At 43.8% G+C, this 16,906-nt stretch carries 15 protein-coding genes; 7 read left to right on the top strand and 8 right to left on the bottom strand.

Annotation, left to right across the window (positions count from 1 at the left end):
* The first annotated feature begins 43 nt into the window (after window positions 1–43).
* Both IP510_RS04125 and IP510_RS04120 read left to right on the top strand, forming a co-directional pair.
* Window positions 44–1,402, top strand: a complete 1,359-nt coding sequence (locus IP510_RS04125; RefSeq protein WP_227669463.1) for an NAD(P)/FAD-dependent oxidoreductase — start codon at window positions 44–46, stop codon at window positions 1,400–1,402.
* A 114-nt stretch (window positions 1,403–1,516) separates the two neighbouring features.
* Window positions 1,517–2,476, top strand: a complete 960-nt coding sequence (locus IP510_RS04120) for a pirin family protein (RefSeq protein ID WP_194363513.1) — start codon at window positions 1,517–1,519, stop codon at window positions 2,474–2,476.
* Between the two features lie 146 nt (window positions 2,477–2,622).
* Here the strand turns inward: IP510_RS04120 and IP510_RS04115 are convergent, their stop codons facing one another.
* Both IP510_RS04115 and IP510_RS04110 read right to left on the bottom strand, forming a co-directional pair.
* The gene (locus IP510_RS04115; protein ID WP_194363512.1) at window positions 2,623–3,729 is read right to left on the bottom strand and encodes an alkene reductase; all 1,107 of its coding nucleotides are present in this window, start codon (window positions 3,727–3,729) and stop codon (window positions 2,623–2,625) included.
* A gap of 223 nt (window positions 3,730–3,952) precedes the next feature.
* Window positions 3,953–4,882: a DMT family transporter gene (locus tag IP510_RS04110; protein WP_194363511.1), complete on the bottom strand. Its 930-nt coding sequence runs from the start codon at window positions 4,880–4,882 to the stop codon at window positions 3,953–3,955.
* 451 nt (window positions 4,883–5,333) lie between these two features.
* Here IP510_RS04110 and IP510_RS04105 point away from each other — a divergent pair, with 451 nt between their 5' ends.
* A complete protein-coding gene (locus IP510_RS04105) occupies window positions 5,334–5,750 on the top strand; it encodes a hypothetical protein (RefSeq protein WP_194363510.1) in 417 nt (138 codons plus the stop codon).
* Between the two features lie 53 nt (window positions 5,751–5,803).
* Here IP510_RS04105 and IP510_RS04100 read toward each other — a convergent pair whose 3' ends face one another.
* On the bottom strand, window positions 5,804–6,394 hold the full coding sequence (locus IP510_RS04100) for a hypothetical protein (protein WP_194363509.1): 591 nt from the start codon (window positions 6,392–6,394) through the stop codon (window positions 5,804–5,806).
* A gap of 230 nt (window positions 6,395–6,624) precedes the next feature.
* On the opposite strand from IP510_RS04100, the gene IP510_RS04095 reads away from it, so the two are divergent.
* On the top strand, window positions 6,625–7,659 hold the full coding sequence (locus tag IP510_RS04095) for a lipoate--protein ligase (RefSeq protein WP_194363508.1): 1,035 nt from the start codon (window positions 6,625–6,627) through the stop codon (window positions 7,657–7,659).
* A gap of 223 nt (window positions 7,660–7,882) precedes the next feature.
* Here the strand turns inward: IP510_RS04095 and IP510_RS13695 are convergent, their stop codons facing one another.
* Together IP510_RS13695 and IP510_RS04090 are read right to left on the bottom strand one after the other, a co-directional pair.
* Window positions 7,883–8,107, bottom strand: coding sequence for a hypothetical protein (locus IP510_RS13695; RefSeq protein WP_227669462.1), 225 nt, complete (start codon window positions 8,105–8,107; stop codon window positions 7,883–7,885).
* Window positions 8,065–9,099, bottom strand: a complete 1,035-nt coding sequence (locus IP510_RS04090; protein ID WP_227669461.1) for a serine hydrolase domain-containing protein — start codon at window positions 9,097–9,099, stop codon at window positions 8,065–8,067. The genes IP510_RS13695 and IP510_RS04090 overlap by 43 nt, the downstream gene beginning before the upstream one ends.
* 591 nt (window positions 9,100–9,690) lie before the next feature.
* On the opposite strand from IP510_RS04090, the gene IP510_RS04085 reads away from it, so the two are divergent.
* Window positions 9,691–10,107, top strand: coding sequence for a VOC family protein (locus tag IP510_RS04085; protein WP_194363507.1), 417 nt, complete (start codon window positions 9,691–9,693; stop codon window positions 10,105–10,107).
* 129 nt (window positions 10,108–10,236) lie between these two features.
* Window positions 10,237–11,010, top strand: coding sequence for a lysozyme inhibitor LprI family protein (locus tag IP510_RS04080; protein ID WP_194363506.1), 774 nt, complete (start codon window positions 10,237–10,239; stop codon window positions 11,008–11,010).
* Between the two features lie 401 nt (window positions 11,011–11,411).
* Here IP510_RS04080 and IP510_RS04075 read toward each other — a convergent pair whose 3' ends face one another.
* A complete protein-coding gene (locus IP510_RS04075) occupies window positions 11,412–13,547 on the bottom strand; it encodes an NADPH-dependent 2,4-dienoyl-CoA reductase (protein WP_194363505.1) in 2,136 nt (711 codons plus the stop codon).
* A 461-nt stretch (window positions 13,548–14,008) separates the two neighbouring features.
* Between IP510_RS04075 and IP510_RS04070 the strand changes: the two genes are divergently transcribed.
* Window positions 14,009–15,673, top strand: a complete 1,665-nt coding sequence (locus IP510_RS04070; RefSeq protein WP_194363504.1) for an AMP-binding protein — start codon at window positions 14,009–14,011, stop codon at window positions 15,671–15,673.
* Window positions 15,674–15,887: 214 nt separating this feature from the next.
* On the opposite strand, the gene IP510_RS04065 is transcribed toward IP510_RS04070, so the two are convergent.
* Both IP510_RS04065 and IP510_RS04060 read right to left on the bottom strand, forming a co-directional pair.
* Entirely contained in the window at window positions 15,888–16,307 is a 420-nt protein-coding gene (locus tag IP510_RS04065; protein ID WP_194363503.1) for a DUF6691 family protein, read from the bottom strand.
* A gap of 95 nt (window positions 16,308–16,402) precedes the next feature.
* Window positions 16,403–16,840 carry a YeeE/YedE family protein gene (locus IP510_RS04060; RefSeq protein WP_194363502.1) on the bottom strand — a complete coding sequence of 146 codons (438 nt, stop codon included), beginning with the start codon at window positions 16,838–16,840 and terminating at the stop codon, window positions 16,403–16,405.
* Between the last annotated feature and the right edge of the window lie 66 nt (window positions 16,841–16,906).

The following is a 16,906-nucleotide window of genomic DNA, read 5'->3' as shown; positions in this document are numbered from 1 at the left end:
TAGTTTATATCGTTTATCCAAACCTATTCTATAAGTCATCATCATGAGTCAAATGCCAAAACAAGCAAAATCAGTGAAGCCAACCAATCCGTCAGTGGCTAATCCATCGTCAACCAAAAAGTCCAATGATAGCCAATTTGATGTCATCATCATCGGTGCTGGCGCTTCAGGATTGTACTGTGCGCTTACAGCTGGTCGACGCGGTCGACGCGTACTAGTGCTAGACCACGCCAATAAAGCCGGCAAAAAAATCCTGATGTCGGGTGGCGGCCGTTGTAATTTTACCAATTACTTCGTTGAGCCAGAGCACTTCATTGGTAATAATCTTCACTTTTGTAAATCTGCCCTGAGTCGCTACCCAAGCTGGGAGTTCATCGGTATGGTTGAGGCGCATAAAATTGCTTACCATGAACGTGAACATGGCCAACTGTTCTGCGATGACTCAGCACAAGACATCTTGACCATGCTGCTAGACGAGTGCGCGGCGGTCGGTGTGCAAGTGAAACTGAATGCTCAAATTGAAAGTGTGCAAGCCATCGAAAATGATAAAAATGCACGTTTTGAATTATTGACCACCAAACAACTCAGTAAAAAAGAAAAGCAAGAGAGAAAAGAAACCGCCAATCAAACCAAGCTTGCGCAAACACGCTATCGCTGTGAGTCGTTGGTGGTCGCAACAGGTGGTCTGTCCATTCCAACCATGGGGGCAAGCGGCTTGGGTTATGAAGTGGCTCAGCAGTTTGGCCATACGCTCGTGTCAACTGATGCCAGCCTCGTGCCGTTTACCTTTACGGACAAAACAGGTGAGCTTATCCGTGCATTGGCCGGTATCAGCCTGCCCGTTATCGCCAGTAACGAGCGGATTTCTTTTAAACTGCCTGTGCTATTTACCCACCGCGGCCTCTCTGGCCCTGCCATGCTACAGCTATCAAACTATTGGCAGACGGGAGAAACCATCAGTCTTAATCTGTTGCCTGACATTGATGTCACTGACTTGTTGATTGCTCGCAAAAAATCGCATCCGCGCCAACTGATACGTACCGTATTGGCAGACAACATCGACAATGCCCTACCCAAAAAACTACTAGCAGCACTACAGACGCACCTGTGGGAAGACATCAAAGATACCGAGCTTGCCAACATCAAAGATGAGCGTTTGGCAGAACTCGGTGCAAGCTTGAATGGCTGGCGACTCAAGCCCTCTGGCACGGAAGGCTATCGCACTGCTGAGGTCACACGCGGCGGTGTCACCACTGACGAGGTATCGTCAAAGACCATGCAAAGCAACTTGCAGGATGGGCTGTATTTCATCGGGGAAGTACTCGATGTCACAGGTTGGCTTGGCGGTTATAATTTCCAATGGGCATGGGCCAGTGGTTTTGTGAGTGGCGAGGTTGTCTAATAGCAGCTCGCCAATTGTGAGATAACGCGCAACGTAAGCGTCTTTCACTGTAGACTTACTAAACAGTATTTGTTTTATTAAGATTTTGGTTACTTAAATTTATGAGGTATCTCAATGCGTGCCATTCAATATATTCATGGTGATAAAGCACCGCATTGGGTCGGTGATGGTTTTTATGTCAAAACCTTAATCAATCATCTCGAGGACAACCCTGACTTTAACTATAACCATACCGATCCTTTTTTATTGTTTGATTATGGCGAGCCGACGAGGTTTTCACCCAATCCTGATTATAAATTGCAGCCGCATGGCATCGGACAACATCCGCATAAAGGCTTTGAAACCGTTACGCTTGCTTATGATGGTGAGATCAGCCATGCAGACTCGACAGGCGGTCGCGGTGATATTTTGGAAGGGGATGTACAGTGGATGACCGCAGGACGCGGTATCTTGCATGAAGAGTTTCACTCTGAGGCATTTGGGCAGCGCGGTGGCATCTTCAGTATGGTGCAGCTGTGGGTCAATCTGCCAAGTAAACACAAGCTGACCGGTCCCAAATATCAGTCTATCAAACGGGCTGACATGCCTATCATTGAATTGATAAATGACAGTGATGCTCAGAAACAAACCATCATCGGCCAAGTCGCTATCATCGCCGGTGACTGGCACGGCATAACAGGTGCAGCAACGACATTTACCCCAATTAATATGTGGGATGTCGCGCTACATGCCGCAGGCACGACCTCAATACAAGTCCCAAACACACACAATACGCTGCTACTGATACAAGAAGGTCAGCTGCTGGTCAATGGCACAGCCGTCAGTGCAGGCGACTTGATTCAGTTTTCAGCGCCTATCCATGTCAATACAGAGTCTGAAACTCCCTCTCATTCGACTACTGATAGCATCGAGCTCACCTACTCTAGAGACGCGCAGGGAATCGTCAAACTGCTACTGCTAAGCGGCGAGCCTATTGGAGAACCCGTCGCAGGTTATGGTCCCTTCGTGATGAATACACAGGAAGAGCTACGACAGGCCTTTCGCGACTATCAGATCGGTAATTTTGGTAAGTAAAAAGCCAATGTAAATAAACACTTCTGCTAAATAAGACATTCTGCTAAACTTTAACGCTCACGCACAAAAAAACCACCTAACGGCTATCGTCAGGTGGCTTCTTTTGTACGTCAGTGATTACTCAATCATCAAAGCTGATGACTAGATTACTGCGCCTGCTTTAGAAACGGATAATCGGTATAACCTTCTGAGGTGCCGCCATAAAAGCTTTCTGGATGTTGCTCATTCAGTGCAGCATTTTCACGGATACGTTCAGGCAGATCAGGATTGGCGATATAGTCACGACCAAACGCAACAGCATCGATGTAACCTGCTTTTACGTTTTTCTCAGCTTTTTCGGCTGTATAGCCACCAGCTGCGATAATGGTGTTATCAAACGCAGCACGGACACGCTGACGGAAATCTTCGCTATAAGGCGTACCACCTGCCCAATCTGGCTCTGACAAATGTAGATACATCAGACCACGTTTGTTGATCTGCTCGATCATCCAAATGTTTTCTTCTTCGTTGTAACCTGCTTCTACATTGTTAAACGTACCCAGTGGTGAGATACGAATACCGACATGATCGGCATCCCAAGCGTCTACGCACGCGTCGATAACGTCTAGCGTCAAACGTGCACGGTTTTCGCGGCTACCGCCGTACTCATCATCACGCTGGTTGGTTTGCTCAACCCAGAATTGATGCAACAGATAACCATGAGCACCGTGAATCTCTACCCCATCAAACCCTACTTCTTTGGCATTTTTGGTTGCTTGAGCAAAATCAGCGATGACTTGTTTGATTTCATCAAGTGTAGCTGGGCGCGGTGTCGTTGCTTCAACACGGATGGCTTGATTGTTGCTATCGCGCAATGAGGTACGGATACCAACATGAACGTCTGACGCAGAAATTGGCGCTTTGCCATCAGGCTGCACGCTCTCATGAGAAACCAGACCGGTATGCCACAGCTGTACGACAATTTTACCGCCTTTGGCATGGACATTATCTACAATGGTTTTCCATGCAGTGCTCTGATCTTGAGTATGGACGCCCGGCGCGCCGGCATAGCCTTTTGCTTGGAACGAGACTTGTGTTGCCTCAGTGATAATAAGACCCGAGCTTGCACGCTGTGAGTAGTATTCACCAGCAAGTGCTGTTGGTACATCACCTGGCTCAACCGAACGCAGACGCGTTAGCGGTGCCATGATGATACGGTTCTTTAGGGTTTGGGTACCCATCTCTACGGTTTCAAATAAATTATCGTGTGCCATAAAAAGCCTTGTTTGTTGTTTTAAACCTACATGATAGGTTTAGTATTTATTGGTCAATAGCGCTTGGTTTTATTGATTTAATTTACCAAGCACATTACTCATAAGCCGAGTTCTTTATAGGGGGCAGATATGATTATTCCAAGCAATATTTACAAACAGAAACACCAATATTCACATAGTTAAATCTTTGTGAGGCCTTACTACTAATACTATTTAACAACGCTTAAACACTTTTCGCTCGAGTTCCAGTTTTGGACTGTAGTATCTTTTTGATAGACAACTCTAATGACAGATATGTCCCAAACAATATCACCATCGAACCGATAATGGCTTGGATATTTAGGGCTTCACCAAGCAGCAGATACCCCAAGATAATGGCAAAAATCGGAATCACCAATGTAATACTAGTGGCACGCGTCGGCCCAATATTTTTGATCAATTGATTCATAAAAATAAGCGCAATGGCGGTCGAAAAGACCCCAATACAAATCACTGATACCCATGCTTTTATGCTGATTTCTTGACCATAAGGAAACTCATTGTAGGCCACTGGCAGCATGATGATGCTACCAATGATGAGCGATCCTGCTGTGATAGCGACCGGCGAGACATCGTATAGGTAGTTTTTGGTGATATTAGCACCGACGGCATAGCCGACACAGGCCAGTAGCGCATAGCCCATCGGTAACAATCCCTCGACCAAGCCTTTGCCCTGCTCGCCGCCACCAAACAAGCTCTCACTCATTAATATAATCACTCCGACCACACCGATGACCAACCCAAGCGCTTGTTTTTTTGACAATCTATCTTTAAAAAACACACGGGCGATAAAACCACTCATCATTGGTACAGAAGCGTTTAACACAGCTAGCACACCTGCATTCACCGATTGCGCAGAAAATGAGAACAACACAAAGGGTAGCGCTGCGGAAAATAAGCCAACGAGCGCGAGCATTTTCCAGTGCTCCTTAATACCGACTCTGTTTTTCTTATTTAGTAATACAAAGACCAACATAACCAGTCCGGCGAATATCACGCGCAAACTGGCAAACGCCAATGAGCCAAACTCAGGCACGCCAATGCGATAAAACACAAAAGAGAGTGACCACATAAAAGAGAGCGTCACAAAGATGATGAGGTCACGGTTGGTCATTGAGCAATCCTATTAAGCGTATCGACTAAACCTGCCAACTCGTATCGGTCATAAGCATCTGGTTAGTCAAAAATTATCAATTTATAAAATCTTACGATGATAACTTTTAAATGGTGCGATGGGGAGTGTTTTATAAGATTTCTGACCGTTTATTGTTTACCAATACGTATTATGCAAAGCAATACTTTTATGTTGAGCGCTTCTTATAATAAGGTGCGGTGGCAGTCTAATTCAATAATATCTATGACTAAGCAGGCTCTTATCGGTGATATCTATGTTTTTACTTATAATAATATTTATAACGCCATTAGTTGATTTTTGTTTACTAAATAATTATAGTTTGTGAGTCTGATGTTTTATTGCTGGTGGTGCAAAAGTATACACGGCAAATATCCACTTCTGACGGATTTACTTATCAACTATTAACTTTGTCATTTATTGAGGGAACATTATGAAAAGGATAGCGTTATTCATCGGTAGTATGTCAGTGGCGACGGCAGGATTTTGCGGGGTTGGGCAATACTCAGATTCGACCGTTTGCTACATTTATAAGCAAGATAAACTGCAGAAAAAGCTAAACTGTCAGTACGATGTGGTTGAGGGGGCGTCAATGAGCTATGCGTTTAGACAGGCTTCTTACACCCTGCCAGGGTTTGGTAAAATGGCCACCTCTAACAGTGCAAACTATAATGATAGTGGCGATGTGACAGGATGGACGACCACCGTCAATGATGAGCCAGCGATTATCAGATACCGTCTGCCGACCAATCAGCGCATCGTCAGTGAGGCCTACGCGCAGTCTGGTAAAGAGATACTAACCTGTTATGTCAGTAAAAAGTCAAAATGGGAAATCTGTGCTGAACAGTAGTTTTGAAGGCTAACAATTACTTATGCAAGATATCTGACATTTATAAATGAAATTCAAATCTCTTCTGAACCTAATTTTTTGATAGCCTTATCAATATTTTGTAATTGCTCATTAGTCTTTATTAGAGTTTCTGAGATTTTTCTATCCCAATTCAAGTCAGAAATATCTGTTTGATAAAAGGCTTCAACGGAAAGCTTGGACGAGCTAGACAGTTGGTTAAACCAGAACTTCGCATTAGCTCTTCCATACTGAGCTGTTACCACAATGCTGTTTCCACCGATATATTTTTTTAATCCTCCATATTGCCCCCAAGTAAGAATTATTTTCTGATTAGGAGCTAAAAAAGGTATCCCATTTATAATAGGTCCAGTTGACATCGTGTTTGGCATATTTCGAGGTTCTTCTATACTAAATGCTTTCTCAGGTAAGCTTCTTGATGTTTTAAAACTGATATTCTCTGCTGGGCCTTTACCTATATTCTCAATAATTAGAATTATAATTGAAGGACGTTTTTTATCTGTATCAGCATAAACGATAACTTCTGGATCAGTTGATGAGCGATAGACAGCATAAGTAATAATAGTCGACGCCGTCGCTATCAACGCCATAAACACAGATATCCAATTCACCCATTCTATTTGCATGAATATGACCTCAAAAAAACCAACGTTAATAGAAAAAATTTAACTTCTAACTACTTTATCAGCTTGTTAAGCTTTACACCTTAGTTTTTGAAAATACGCTCAACTTATTCCAAGCATAAAAATCCCCTCCCTACTAGACAGCCATTGAATTCCAGCTCCGCATCGGTAAGAATGTCTGTATCTATTTATAACGCTCAATCTATAAAAACTATTCTAAAAAAGGATCAGTAATGAAACTGCGCATCTTAAAATCTGCCGTGACCAACCCTTGGTTTAACCTTGCGACTGAGGACTGGATATTTCAAGCGCTAGGGACAGAACAAGAAGGAACAGAGCAAGCAGCACCAGACACGCATACCCTATTCTTATGGCGTAACTCTGAGACCGTGGTCATTGGGCGCTCACAAAACCCATGGGTAGAGTGCAAGACGGATAAGATGGAGGCCGACGATGTGTTTTTGGCGCGGCGTCAGAGTGGCGGTGGCGCGGTGTTTCATGATTTGGGCAATACCAATTTTACTTTTCTGTCCCCAAAGCACGCTTACGACCAGACGGCCAACTTTACCATCATCATCAATGCGCTGAAAAAATTGGGCATAGACGCCACCCTATCTGGTCGTAATGACATGCAAGTGGGCGACCGAAAAATATCAGGCAGCGCCTTTAAACATGCTGCCGATCGCAGCTTTCATCACGGCACATTACTGGTCAATGCCAATATGCAAAAACTTGGCGACTACCTAAACCCGCATCCATTAAAACTCAAAGCAAAAGGCATTAAGTCGGTGCGCGCACGCGTGGCAAATTTGGTAGAGTTCAATGATGCCATCAAACATGAGACGTTATCTGATGCGATTATCGAGGCATTTTGTGACTACTATGGAGAGATTGCGGCAGTTGAGCAGCTGGATGAAGCTAGCCTTGCCAAGCAGCCGACGCTAAACACCTATTATCAGCAGATGGCGGATTGGGATTGGCGTTTTGGCAAGACGCCTGAGTTCACTCATCATATCGAGACGCGCTTTGATTGGGGCATGATGGATGTACATATGGATGTGAAGCAAGCCACAATTGCAGAGGTTGTCATCTTTTCTGACGCGCTAAATGTTGAGCTGATTGACCTACTCAAAGAGACATTGACGGGTGTTAAATACAATAAGAGCAAGATTCAAGATAATCTTGATCACTTAGCAAAAGCGCAACCTGAATTGGCAGCGCAAGTAAATGATTTTAAAGATTGGTTGGTTGGCGAGATGGAAGGTTGATGTATAAATCAGTGCTTTTGAGTGATTGCTAAGTAAGATATGCATCCAAAAATAAAGGGTATAGTCGGTTCAATATAACTTGGATACAAGGAAGTTGAGTGAAAGTACTACAAGTAGTAGGCTAAGCGAGACTGACACCGTATCCAATTTATAGAGGATTGGCTATGACTCTGTAAGATAGCTATCTTATAGAGTTATCCTATTCATCCCTTTAACAACACGCTCAATCTGTCTTGGGCAATGTAGTTCGAGCAGGTAAATTATCTAAAATAGTTTTTACTTCAGTGACATATTGCCCCAAATCTGGCTCTAAATGGAAGCCTTCTACCGGAGTAGGTAAGCCTTTTTGCTTGCCTAATCTGACGATGATCGCATTCTCTTCGGGTAATACCAATACTCGCTGCCCTAAGTGACCAAGCATGGCATAAAAAGGAATCGGACTGTCCATACCGAATGACCATATACCTGCGCCTGACCTTCTGTGAACGCGGCTGCATTTGGCGTAACCATCCATTCCACATGCGCTTTACTCAGTAGCTGCTCGCCTTGCCACTCGCCGCCATTCAATAGCAATTGTCCAAATTTTGCAAAGTCCAGCGCACTGGCATTTAAGCAGCAATAAACCTTTTCAATATTTTTTGAACCATCAAGTGACCAGTGAGCATCACCCTCCATCCCTAGTGGCTGCCAGAATTTTTCTTCTAAATAGCTAGAAATAGTATAGCCATGTGGCTCTAGCGCTCGCGACAGTGCAATGCCAAGCATCTGTGTATCGCCTGATGAGTACTCAAATTGGCCACCGCACGCCTCTTTAAAATCGCGATTGACCATTTGCTTGACCAAGTCATGGCCATAGTAGGACTCTGCTGTAGGATTGATAGGAAAGTAATAATCCTCGGTCCAATCGTAGCCTGACGTCATCGCTGATAAATCTGCAAGCGTGCAGTTCTGTGCGTATTGATTTTCTGCGTATTCTGGCAGCCAAGTAGTAATTGGCTCATCAATGCTGTCGATATAGCCGTCTTCTACCGCTTTAAGATATAGCATAGTCGTGACGGTTTTTGCCATAGAAAAGCTATTGGTATGTGAATCGCTACTGTAGCCCTGCCAGTAATTTTCGTATAGTAGCTTGCCGTTTTTAATAATAGCAAAAGCAACCGTTTGGTCGGTGTCCAAGGCACTTTGTAAGGTAGGTGTGAGTTCAACTTGCTCGAAGTTGGGATCTTTGTCCCATTTGATAGGATCTTTGGCACGAATCGTCCGATTATCAAAATCAACATAATCATCGATATTGGCAGTAGCCTCACCTTTAAAATAAGTGAGCTGTAACCCGCGAAAGATATAGGCATTGCCTGTCACAACCAAGCCGAGGCTAATAACCACTAACAGCCCTATGATAGGCAGCACTATCCATTTAAATAATATTCTTAATACAGCCATCGTAAAATCCTTTTTATATGGCGTGATAGTTAAATATTCTGAATACGAATTAACATAATATTGATAAGAGATTTTGGAATATGTTTGGCTGAAGAATCAATAGACATTTCCACATGCAGCTCTTATTTCTTGTATCTCATTTATAATCTGTAAGCAATATTCTAATAATATATAATAAAAATTATTCAGTAAAAAATACCGTACTGGTCACTTATATAGCATATTTAATTAAAGGTCTAATTATGAAGAATTGGTATAACAGTTTAACCAAAGGACAATTAATATTTTTATACGTAATATCTGTATTATTAATTCTTTTTTATGGGATTGGTTTGATTCCTTTAGCACTACTTGTATTTTTAGCACTAGGAAACAAATAACATTGTAATAGATGACTGACAATATTTGAGATTTTACCGATAGTCAATCAATGTTAAAAATGATACAAGGCAGACGAGCGCAAGTACGACAGTAGTAGGCTAAGCGAGTCTAACGCCGTAACACTTTAAGAGTGGTTCGACTATATTAATGATGCATGACAAGCACCCTACCATTACTCCATTTTTTATAAAAAAATATTAAGGTATTTTTATGAAGTACTTACATGCAATGATTAGAACCAACAAATTAGAAGAAACGTTATCTTTCTATTGTGATCTTATGGGCTTACAACTGCTAAGAAAGAGAGACTCTGAATCTGGCAGATTCAGCTTATATTTTTTAGCAACGCATGAGGGTGCACCAGAGATTGAGGTAACGCACAACTGGGACGAAAAAGAGTATTCCAATGGCGATAATTTTGGGCATTTTGCCTTTAGAGTCGACAACATATACGCGCAGTGTGACACCTTTATACAGGCAGGGATCGAGATATTAAGACCACCTAGAGATGGTCATATGGCTTTTGTTAAAGACCCTAACAATATCTCGATTGAGCTGCTACAAAGTGGCGAAGACTTAGAGCCTATTGAGCCTTGGATTTCGATGGAAAATATTGGCAGTTGGTAAATGAGTGAGGCTAGCTAGCTGGGCTAGGATCGATGGACTGATTCGTTTTTTGCAGAAAGTGGTGATGACACATATATCGCAGTTATAGCTTTCCTAAAATACAATCAAGCTTTAAAAAATGAGGATAATATGAAAAAGTTATGCATCACTACCATCAGTATTTTAGGCGCTTGTCTACTCTCCACTTATGCCAATGCAGCAAGTTTTGATTGCAACAAGGCGGCTAGCTGGGTAGAAAAAACCGTTTGCGACAGTCCTGAGCTTTCTAAACTTGATGATACCATGGCAAAAAAGTATAAAAGTAATCTTGCCACTTCTTCTGACTATGAAGACAGCCAAGCTTTCAAAAGTAGGTTCATTGCCAATCAACGCACATGGCTTACGTTTCAGCGTGATACCTGTAAAATTGAAGAATGTCTGATACGTGAGTATAAAGAATATATCGAAGAGCAAGCCAATTACGGTGTGGCTTGGGATTTTTCAGATGAGTTACGTCCTTCTGATTTACCGAGAAAAAATGCATTTGGTGAGTTTTCTCAAAAATCTCAAATCTCACTATACAATTCAGACACTCAGCGTTGGGAGGATTCAGGAGAGACAACAAACACGGTATCGATTCATAGTGTCGCTAATAAGCCTTATCTTTCCATTATAGAGGGGGTTTTGATTTTTACCAATGCTCATACCTGCGACTTGGGAGAGAGTAAAGCCATATGGTCAGAAAATCATTGGGTCATCAACGATGATCAGCCAGATAAATCTGTTGAGCTGCGTTTATATCCAGCACCTTATAAAGGTAGGACTCAATTGTTATTAAGAGACATTGATAATCAATACAGAGAACTGCATTGTGGTATGCGAGGGTATTTTGACAGCATTATATTAGAGCGTGAGGGGCGTTAGGTTTTCAAGATTCGAAGCAATGATAGGCTAGATTTTATCTCAAGCGAAATAACAATCTTGTGCTAATTTTAGGGTCTGTTGAACATTCAAATATTAGGGCTGCTGATTGCTAAAATTGCACCAAACTAGGCGCAAACCGACGATAATGTCGAGACCTTAGCTAGGCTTGCAACAACGTTTGGGGTGATTTTAGCATCAGCCTTTCAGGGCAGTACTATTTTTTGCCAATATATGGCGAAATTGTTTAACCTAGAATGACTAGGCTTCAAAAACTTCACTGCATATTGTCTAAAAAATAGTAACTGCCAGCACCACATTTGAATGTTCAACAGACCCTATATTCTAAACAAAAAAAACGGCAAGATAATCAATCTCGCCGCTTTGATATTTAACTTAAAACCTTAAATCGCTGCTGCAACCTCAGCACCATCACGAATCGCACGTTTGGCATCTAATTCAGCTGCGAGCTTAGCGCCACCGATTAGATGATATTGCGCGTCTGGCGCATCACCAACATTTGGCATCAGCTCGACCACAGACTCTTGACCGGCACAAACAACGACGCTATCGACACGTAACAGCTGGCTTTGACCTTGTGCATTAGTTACCCAGATGCCTTCGTTAGTGATTTTGTCATACTGCACGCCAGCCACTTGGATGACGCCGTGAGATTTGATATGCGCGCGATGTACCCAGCCTGAGGTTTTGTTTAGACCACTACCTAGGCGGCCTTTGCTACGCTGCATGAGATAGACTTGGCGGATTGGCTTGATCGCGTGCGGTCTGACCAGACCACCATCACTTTGATAGTCGGTATCATTGGTCACGCCCCATTCTTCGCGCCATTCGCTAATAGACTGTGGCTCAGGACGATAGCTTGGGTCTTTTAGTCCATCAGGGCCGATCTCATCAAGCGACTGACCATGATTGGCCGTTAGATACTCACTGACATCAAAGCCAATACCACCTGCACCAATGACTGCTACTGTGTTGCCTACTGCTTTTTCGCCAGAGAGCAGTTCAGCATAGCTGATCACTTGTGGTAGATCAGCACCTTCAAGCTTACCTTCTAAGCTTCTAGGTACGACGCCTGTTGCGACGATGACATGGTGGAACTTGGCTTTTTCCAGCATGTCCTTATCAACTTTAGTATTCAATTTGATCTCAACGCCTAAGTGCTCAAGCTCATTGATATAGTAGCGAACAGTCTCAAAAAATTCTTCTTTACCTGGGATGACTTTGGCATAGTTAAACTGACCACCTAGCACGTCCTTGGCTTCAAACAAGGTCACCTTATGACCACGTAACGCCGCCACATGAGCAGCTGACATACCAGCGACACCGCCACCGATGACGGCGACTTTTTTCGCTTTTTTCGCTTTTTTGTAGACCAGTTCAGTCTCATAGCAGGCTTGTGGATTGACCAAACAAGTTGAGCGTTTGTTTTCAAAAGTATGATCTAGGCACGCTTGGTTACAAGCAATACAGGTATTGATACGATCTGTCTGACCGTTTTTGGCTTTATTGACCCAGTGTGCATCAGCCAAGAATGGACGCGCCATCTGAATCATGTCAGCTTGACCATTGGCAACGATCTCTTCTGCTGTCTCTGGCATGTTGATACGGTTGGCGGCCATCATTGGGATACTGATGTGCTTTTTGATCTCAGCAGTGAAATCAACGAAAGCTGCTCGTGGCACACTGGTTACGATAGTCGGCACACGCGCTTCATGCCAGCCGATGCCCGTATTCATGATGGTCACGCCCGCTTCTTCTAGCGCTTTTGCGACAGTGATGACTTCATCCATAACGTTACCGTCTTTGACCAAATCAATTACTGACAGGCGGAATAAGATAATAAAGTCTGCGCCCACAGCTTCGCGAACCGCTCTCACCACATCCACGGCAAACTTCATACGACCATGAATATCACCGCCATAAATGTCTTTACGCTTATTGACGTGACTTGATAAAAACTGGTTGAGCAAATAGCCCTCAGAACCCATGATTTCAACACCATCATAGCCTGCCTGCTTGGCAAGTTTGGCTGAGCGTGCATAGTCTTTGACCGTCTGCTCAATATTCTTAATACTCATCTTACGCGGTTTGAACGGTGAGATTGGGGATTTGATTGGGCTAGAGGACACAGCAAAAGGATGGTAGCCATAACGACCACTGTGCAATATCTGCATGATAATTTTGCTGTCGTGCTTGTGCGCGGCACGAGTGACACGCTGATGATTGATGACGTCGGCCTTGGTATTCATCGTCCCGCCAGCAGGCAGCAACCAGCCTTCACGATTGGGCGAGATACCACCTGTGATCATCATCGCCACGCCACCTTTGGCACGCTCTTCAAAATAAGCCGCCAGCTTGCCATAATTATAAAAACGGTCTTCAAGACCTGTGTGCATAGAGCCCATGACCATACGGTTTTTTAGCGTCGTAAAACCTAAGTCTAGTGGCTCAAATAAATGCGGATAGTATTCATTGGTGCTGGCAGTGTCAATTGTATTGTCAGAGCGGCTGGCGGACATATCATTTTCCTTATGAATGGTTTTTTGGACTATTTCTGAAGAACCGTTGTGCTATGAGATTTAGCGTTACTGGTATCGTAACACACCGCGATTATTGTCAGCTATGCAGACAAGCGACTGATGAGTGAGCACTATATTGATTGCAATAATAAATGGCGCGGTCTATTAGACTAAAGAATGGCGTATTATTAAACCGACATTAAACCATCACCAAAAATCAGGCCAGTATCGTAGGCGGCCTGTTTATAATAAATGGCTGCCTATAATAAACGACTACTTATTCGTCATAATACGATAGGTATGCTTATAAACATTGTATTACGATGATATATTTTAATCGATAAATATCGACTCACCCAAATAATTTCTGTGCTAAATTATAGTGTCGAATGATGCTGTGAAATCGCGGTTCTATATAATAGTGCTACCAAATATTAGAAATACGATAAAGGATTATCACCATGACAGACTTCCACACGGGTCTTGGCAAAAATGCCGCCAACCATCAACCGCTGACCCCTATTGACTTTATCATTCGCAGCGCTCAAGTATATCCCAACAAGACTGCTATCATTTATGACGACCTAGCACACAACAATCTCACTCAGACGTGGCAACAGACCTATGATCGCTGCCGACAACTGGCTGATGGTCTGCGTAAACTAGGTGTGGATAAAAACGACACGGTCGCGGTCATGCTACCGAACACGCCAGCGATGGTCGAATGCGCCTTTGGCATTCCGATGTCAGGCGGCGTGCTCTGTACGTTGAATACCCGTCTCGATATCAATGCACTGACGTTTTGTTTGCAGCACTCAGAGGCAAAGGTTCTCATCTTAGACAGCGAGTTTGCTGACTATGCCGATATCATTAATGAGACCTTTCCTCACTTACTCGTCATTCACTCGACCGACAAAGCTGTCGATGTCGAGCGCTTTGGGCAGATGAGCTATGAGGATTTGGTTGCCAGCTCAGACAGCTTGGATAATTGGGAGATGCCGACAGATGAGTGGGATGCGATTGCACTCAATTATACTTCTGGCACGACAGGCAAGCCCAAAGGCGTGGTCTACCATCACCGCGGCGCTACGCTCAATGCAATCTCTAATATTTTGGATTGGGATATGCCAAAGCATCCGATGTACCTATGGACGCTGCCGCTGTTTCACTGCAATGGCTGGTGCTTTCCGTGGACCATCGCCGAGCGTGCGGGGGTCAATGTTTGCTTGCGTAATATTGATGCCGATTTAATACTACAGCTGATTGCCAAGCATCAGGTCACCCATTACTGTGCAGCGCCTGTCGTACACAATATGATTGCTGGCGGCAAACCTGAGTATAAAGAAGCCATCACCCATACGGTCAAAGGCTGGGTCGCTGGTGCACCGCCGTCTGAAACCATGCTAGCAGCGATGGAAGCAATGGGATTTCATATCTCTCACGTATATGGTCTTACCGAAGTATACGGACCGGTGACAGTTTGTGCTGAGCAGGAAGAATGGAATGAAATCGATGTGGCGACACGCGCTCAAAAGAAATCGCGCCAAGGTGTGACGTCACATTTGATGGCAGGGTTCAATGTATTTAAGCAAGGTACGACTGAACCCGTTGCTGCCGATGGTCAGGAAATGGGCGAGCTGGCGCTACGTGGCAATATGGTAATGAAAGGCTATCTAAAAAGCCGCCAAGCGACTGACGAAGCATTCGCTGATGGTTGGTTCCGCACGGGAGATTTGGGCGTCAAATATCCTGATGGCTACATCAAAATCATGGACAGACTAAAAGACATCATCATCTCAGGCGGTGAGAATATCTCTAGTATCGAGGTTGAAAACGTCTTGTACAAACTGCCTGAAATTCTGAGCTGTGCAGTCGTCGCTGCGCCTCATGATAAATGGGGCGAAGTGCCCGTTGCCTTTATCGAAATCCATGAAGGCAATACCTTACAGCGCGATACTGTGATGGTGCACTGTAAGCAACACTTAGCAGGCTTCAAAGTGCCCAAATACATTGTCTTTGCAGAAATACCCAAGACCAGTACAGGTAAAGTGCAAAAATTTGAGCTACGCCAAGCAGCAAAGTCATTGGCACACGAAACGCCAAAAGTAACGGCCAGTGCTAAATAAAACGGCTATTTATTAAGTCATGTCATCAATTAATACTCATCAAAAAGGTCAGCTATATATAGCTGACCTTTTTTTGGGCGCTCGCCTATAGTCAAAGAAGTCTAAAACGGGTACAAGGCAGCCGACTGCATATTGTACAAATAGTACGTCTAGGGAGGGTAACGCCGTAGCCGTTTAGTAGTTCTCTGACTATATTTATGGAGAACTAACTATATCAACCAAGCTTAGGCTCAAGCCACTGATAGACTAACATTCCTATTATCATCGCTGGAATAAATACATACGCTTGCCACTGCCCCGTACCGAGCAAGACGATTCCTGGCCCTGGGCAAATACCAACCAGCCCCCAGCCGATACCGAACAACATCGCACCAATCAGCAACTTTTTATTAATGACAGTTTTGCTTGGCATATCAATCGGTGTACCAATCCAGCTACTTTGTTGACGCTTTGCCAATCGTACACCAAAAAACGCCATTATCAGGCCACCACCCATCACAAGAGCAAGGGAGATATCCCATGCGCCAAATACATCCAAAAACCCTTGTACCTTTACAGGATCGGTCATACCTGACACCAGTAGTCCAAGTCCAAACAGCAGTCCTGCCAGCAATCCGATTATATTTTTTAGCATCGTCGTATCTCGCTATTATTATCTTTTATTAATCATATATCGTTCACGCGTGAGCCAAATTATTAGCATTCATCTGGCCATATGCCATGAATTAGCTATAGCAGGCCTAGTACATGACGGCCGACATAAACGGTCACAATTCCAAACAGCATAAAGGTGACAGTCGCTGCCAATGACCGTGGAGACAGACGCGCATTACCACAGATACCATGTCCACTCGTGCATCCTGAACCTAAACGCGTGCCAAAGCCGACCAATAACCCTGCACCAATTAATAATGGCAGAGAGGTACTGATAGCTACCTCAGGTAGCGGTCTTGCCAACTGATATAGTAGCGGTGAGATGACCAAGCCCAATATGAATAGCACCTGCCACATCTCGACACGCTTGGGTTTTAGCAAGCTGGAAAAAATACCACTGATACCTGCGATACGACCGATACCCAACAGCAAAACAACCGTCGCTACCCCCAACATCAAACCACCTACTAAGGAGATCGGCGTAAATGCTTGCCAGTCTATTTGTATGCTCATAACGGACTACCCAATTAGGTTTATTAAATACGTGCTTAAATATTAATTTATAAAAAAACATTATAT

Origin of the sequence: Psychrobacter sp. NG254 (assembly GCF_015277735.1) — a bacterium.
In the GTDB taxonomy this organism is placed as follows: domain Bacteria; phylum Pseudomonadota; class Gammaproteobacteria; order Pseudomonadales; family Moraxellaceae; genus Psychrobacter.
Note: the sequence above shows the minus strand (reverse complement) of the source record. Positions and strands in the feature narration are given on the sequence as shown.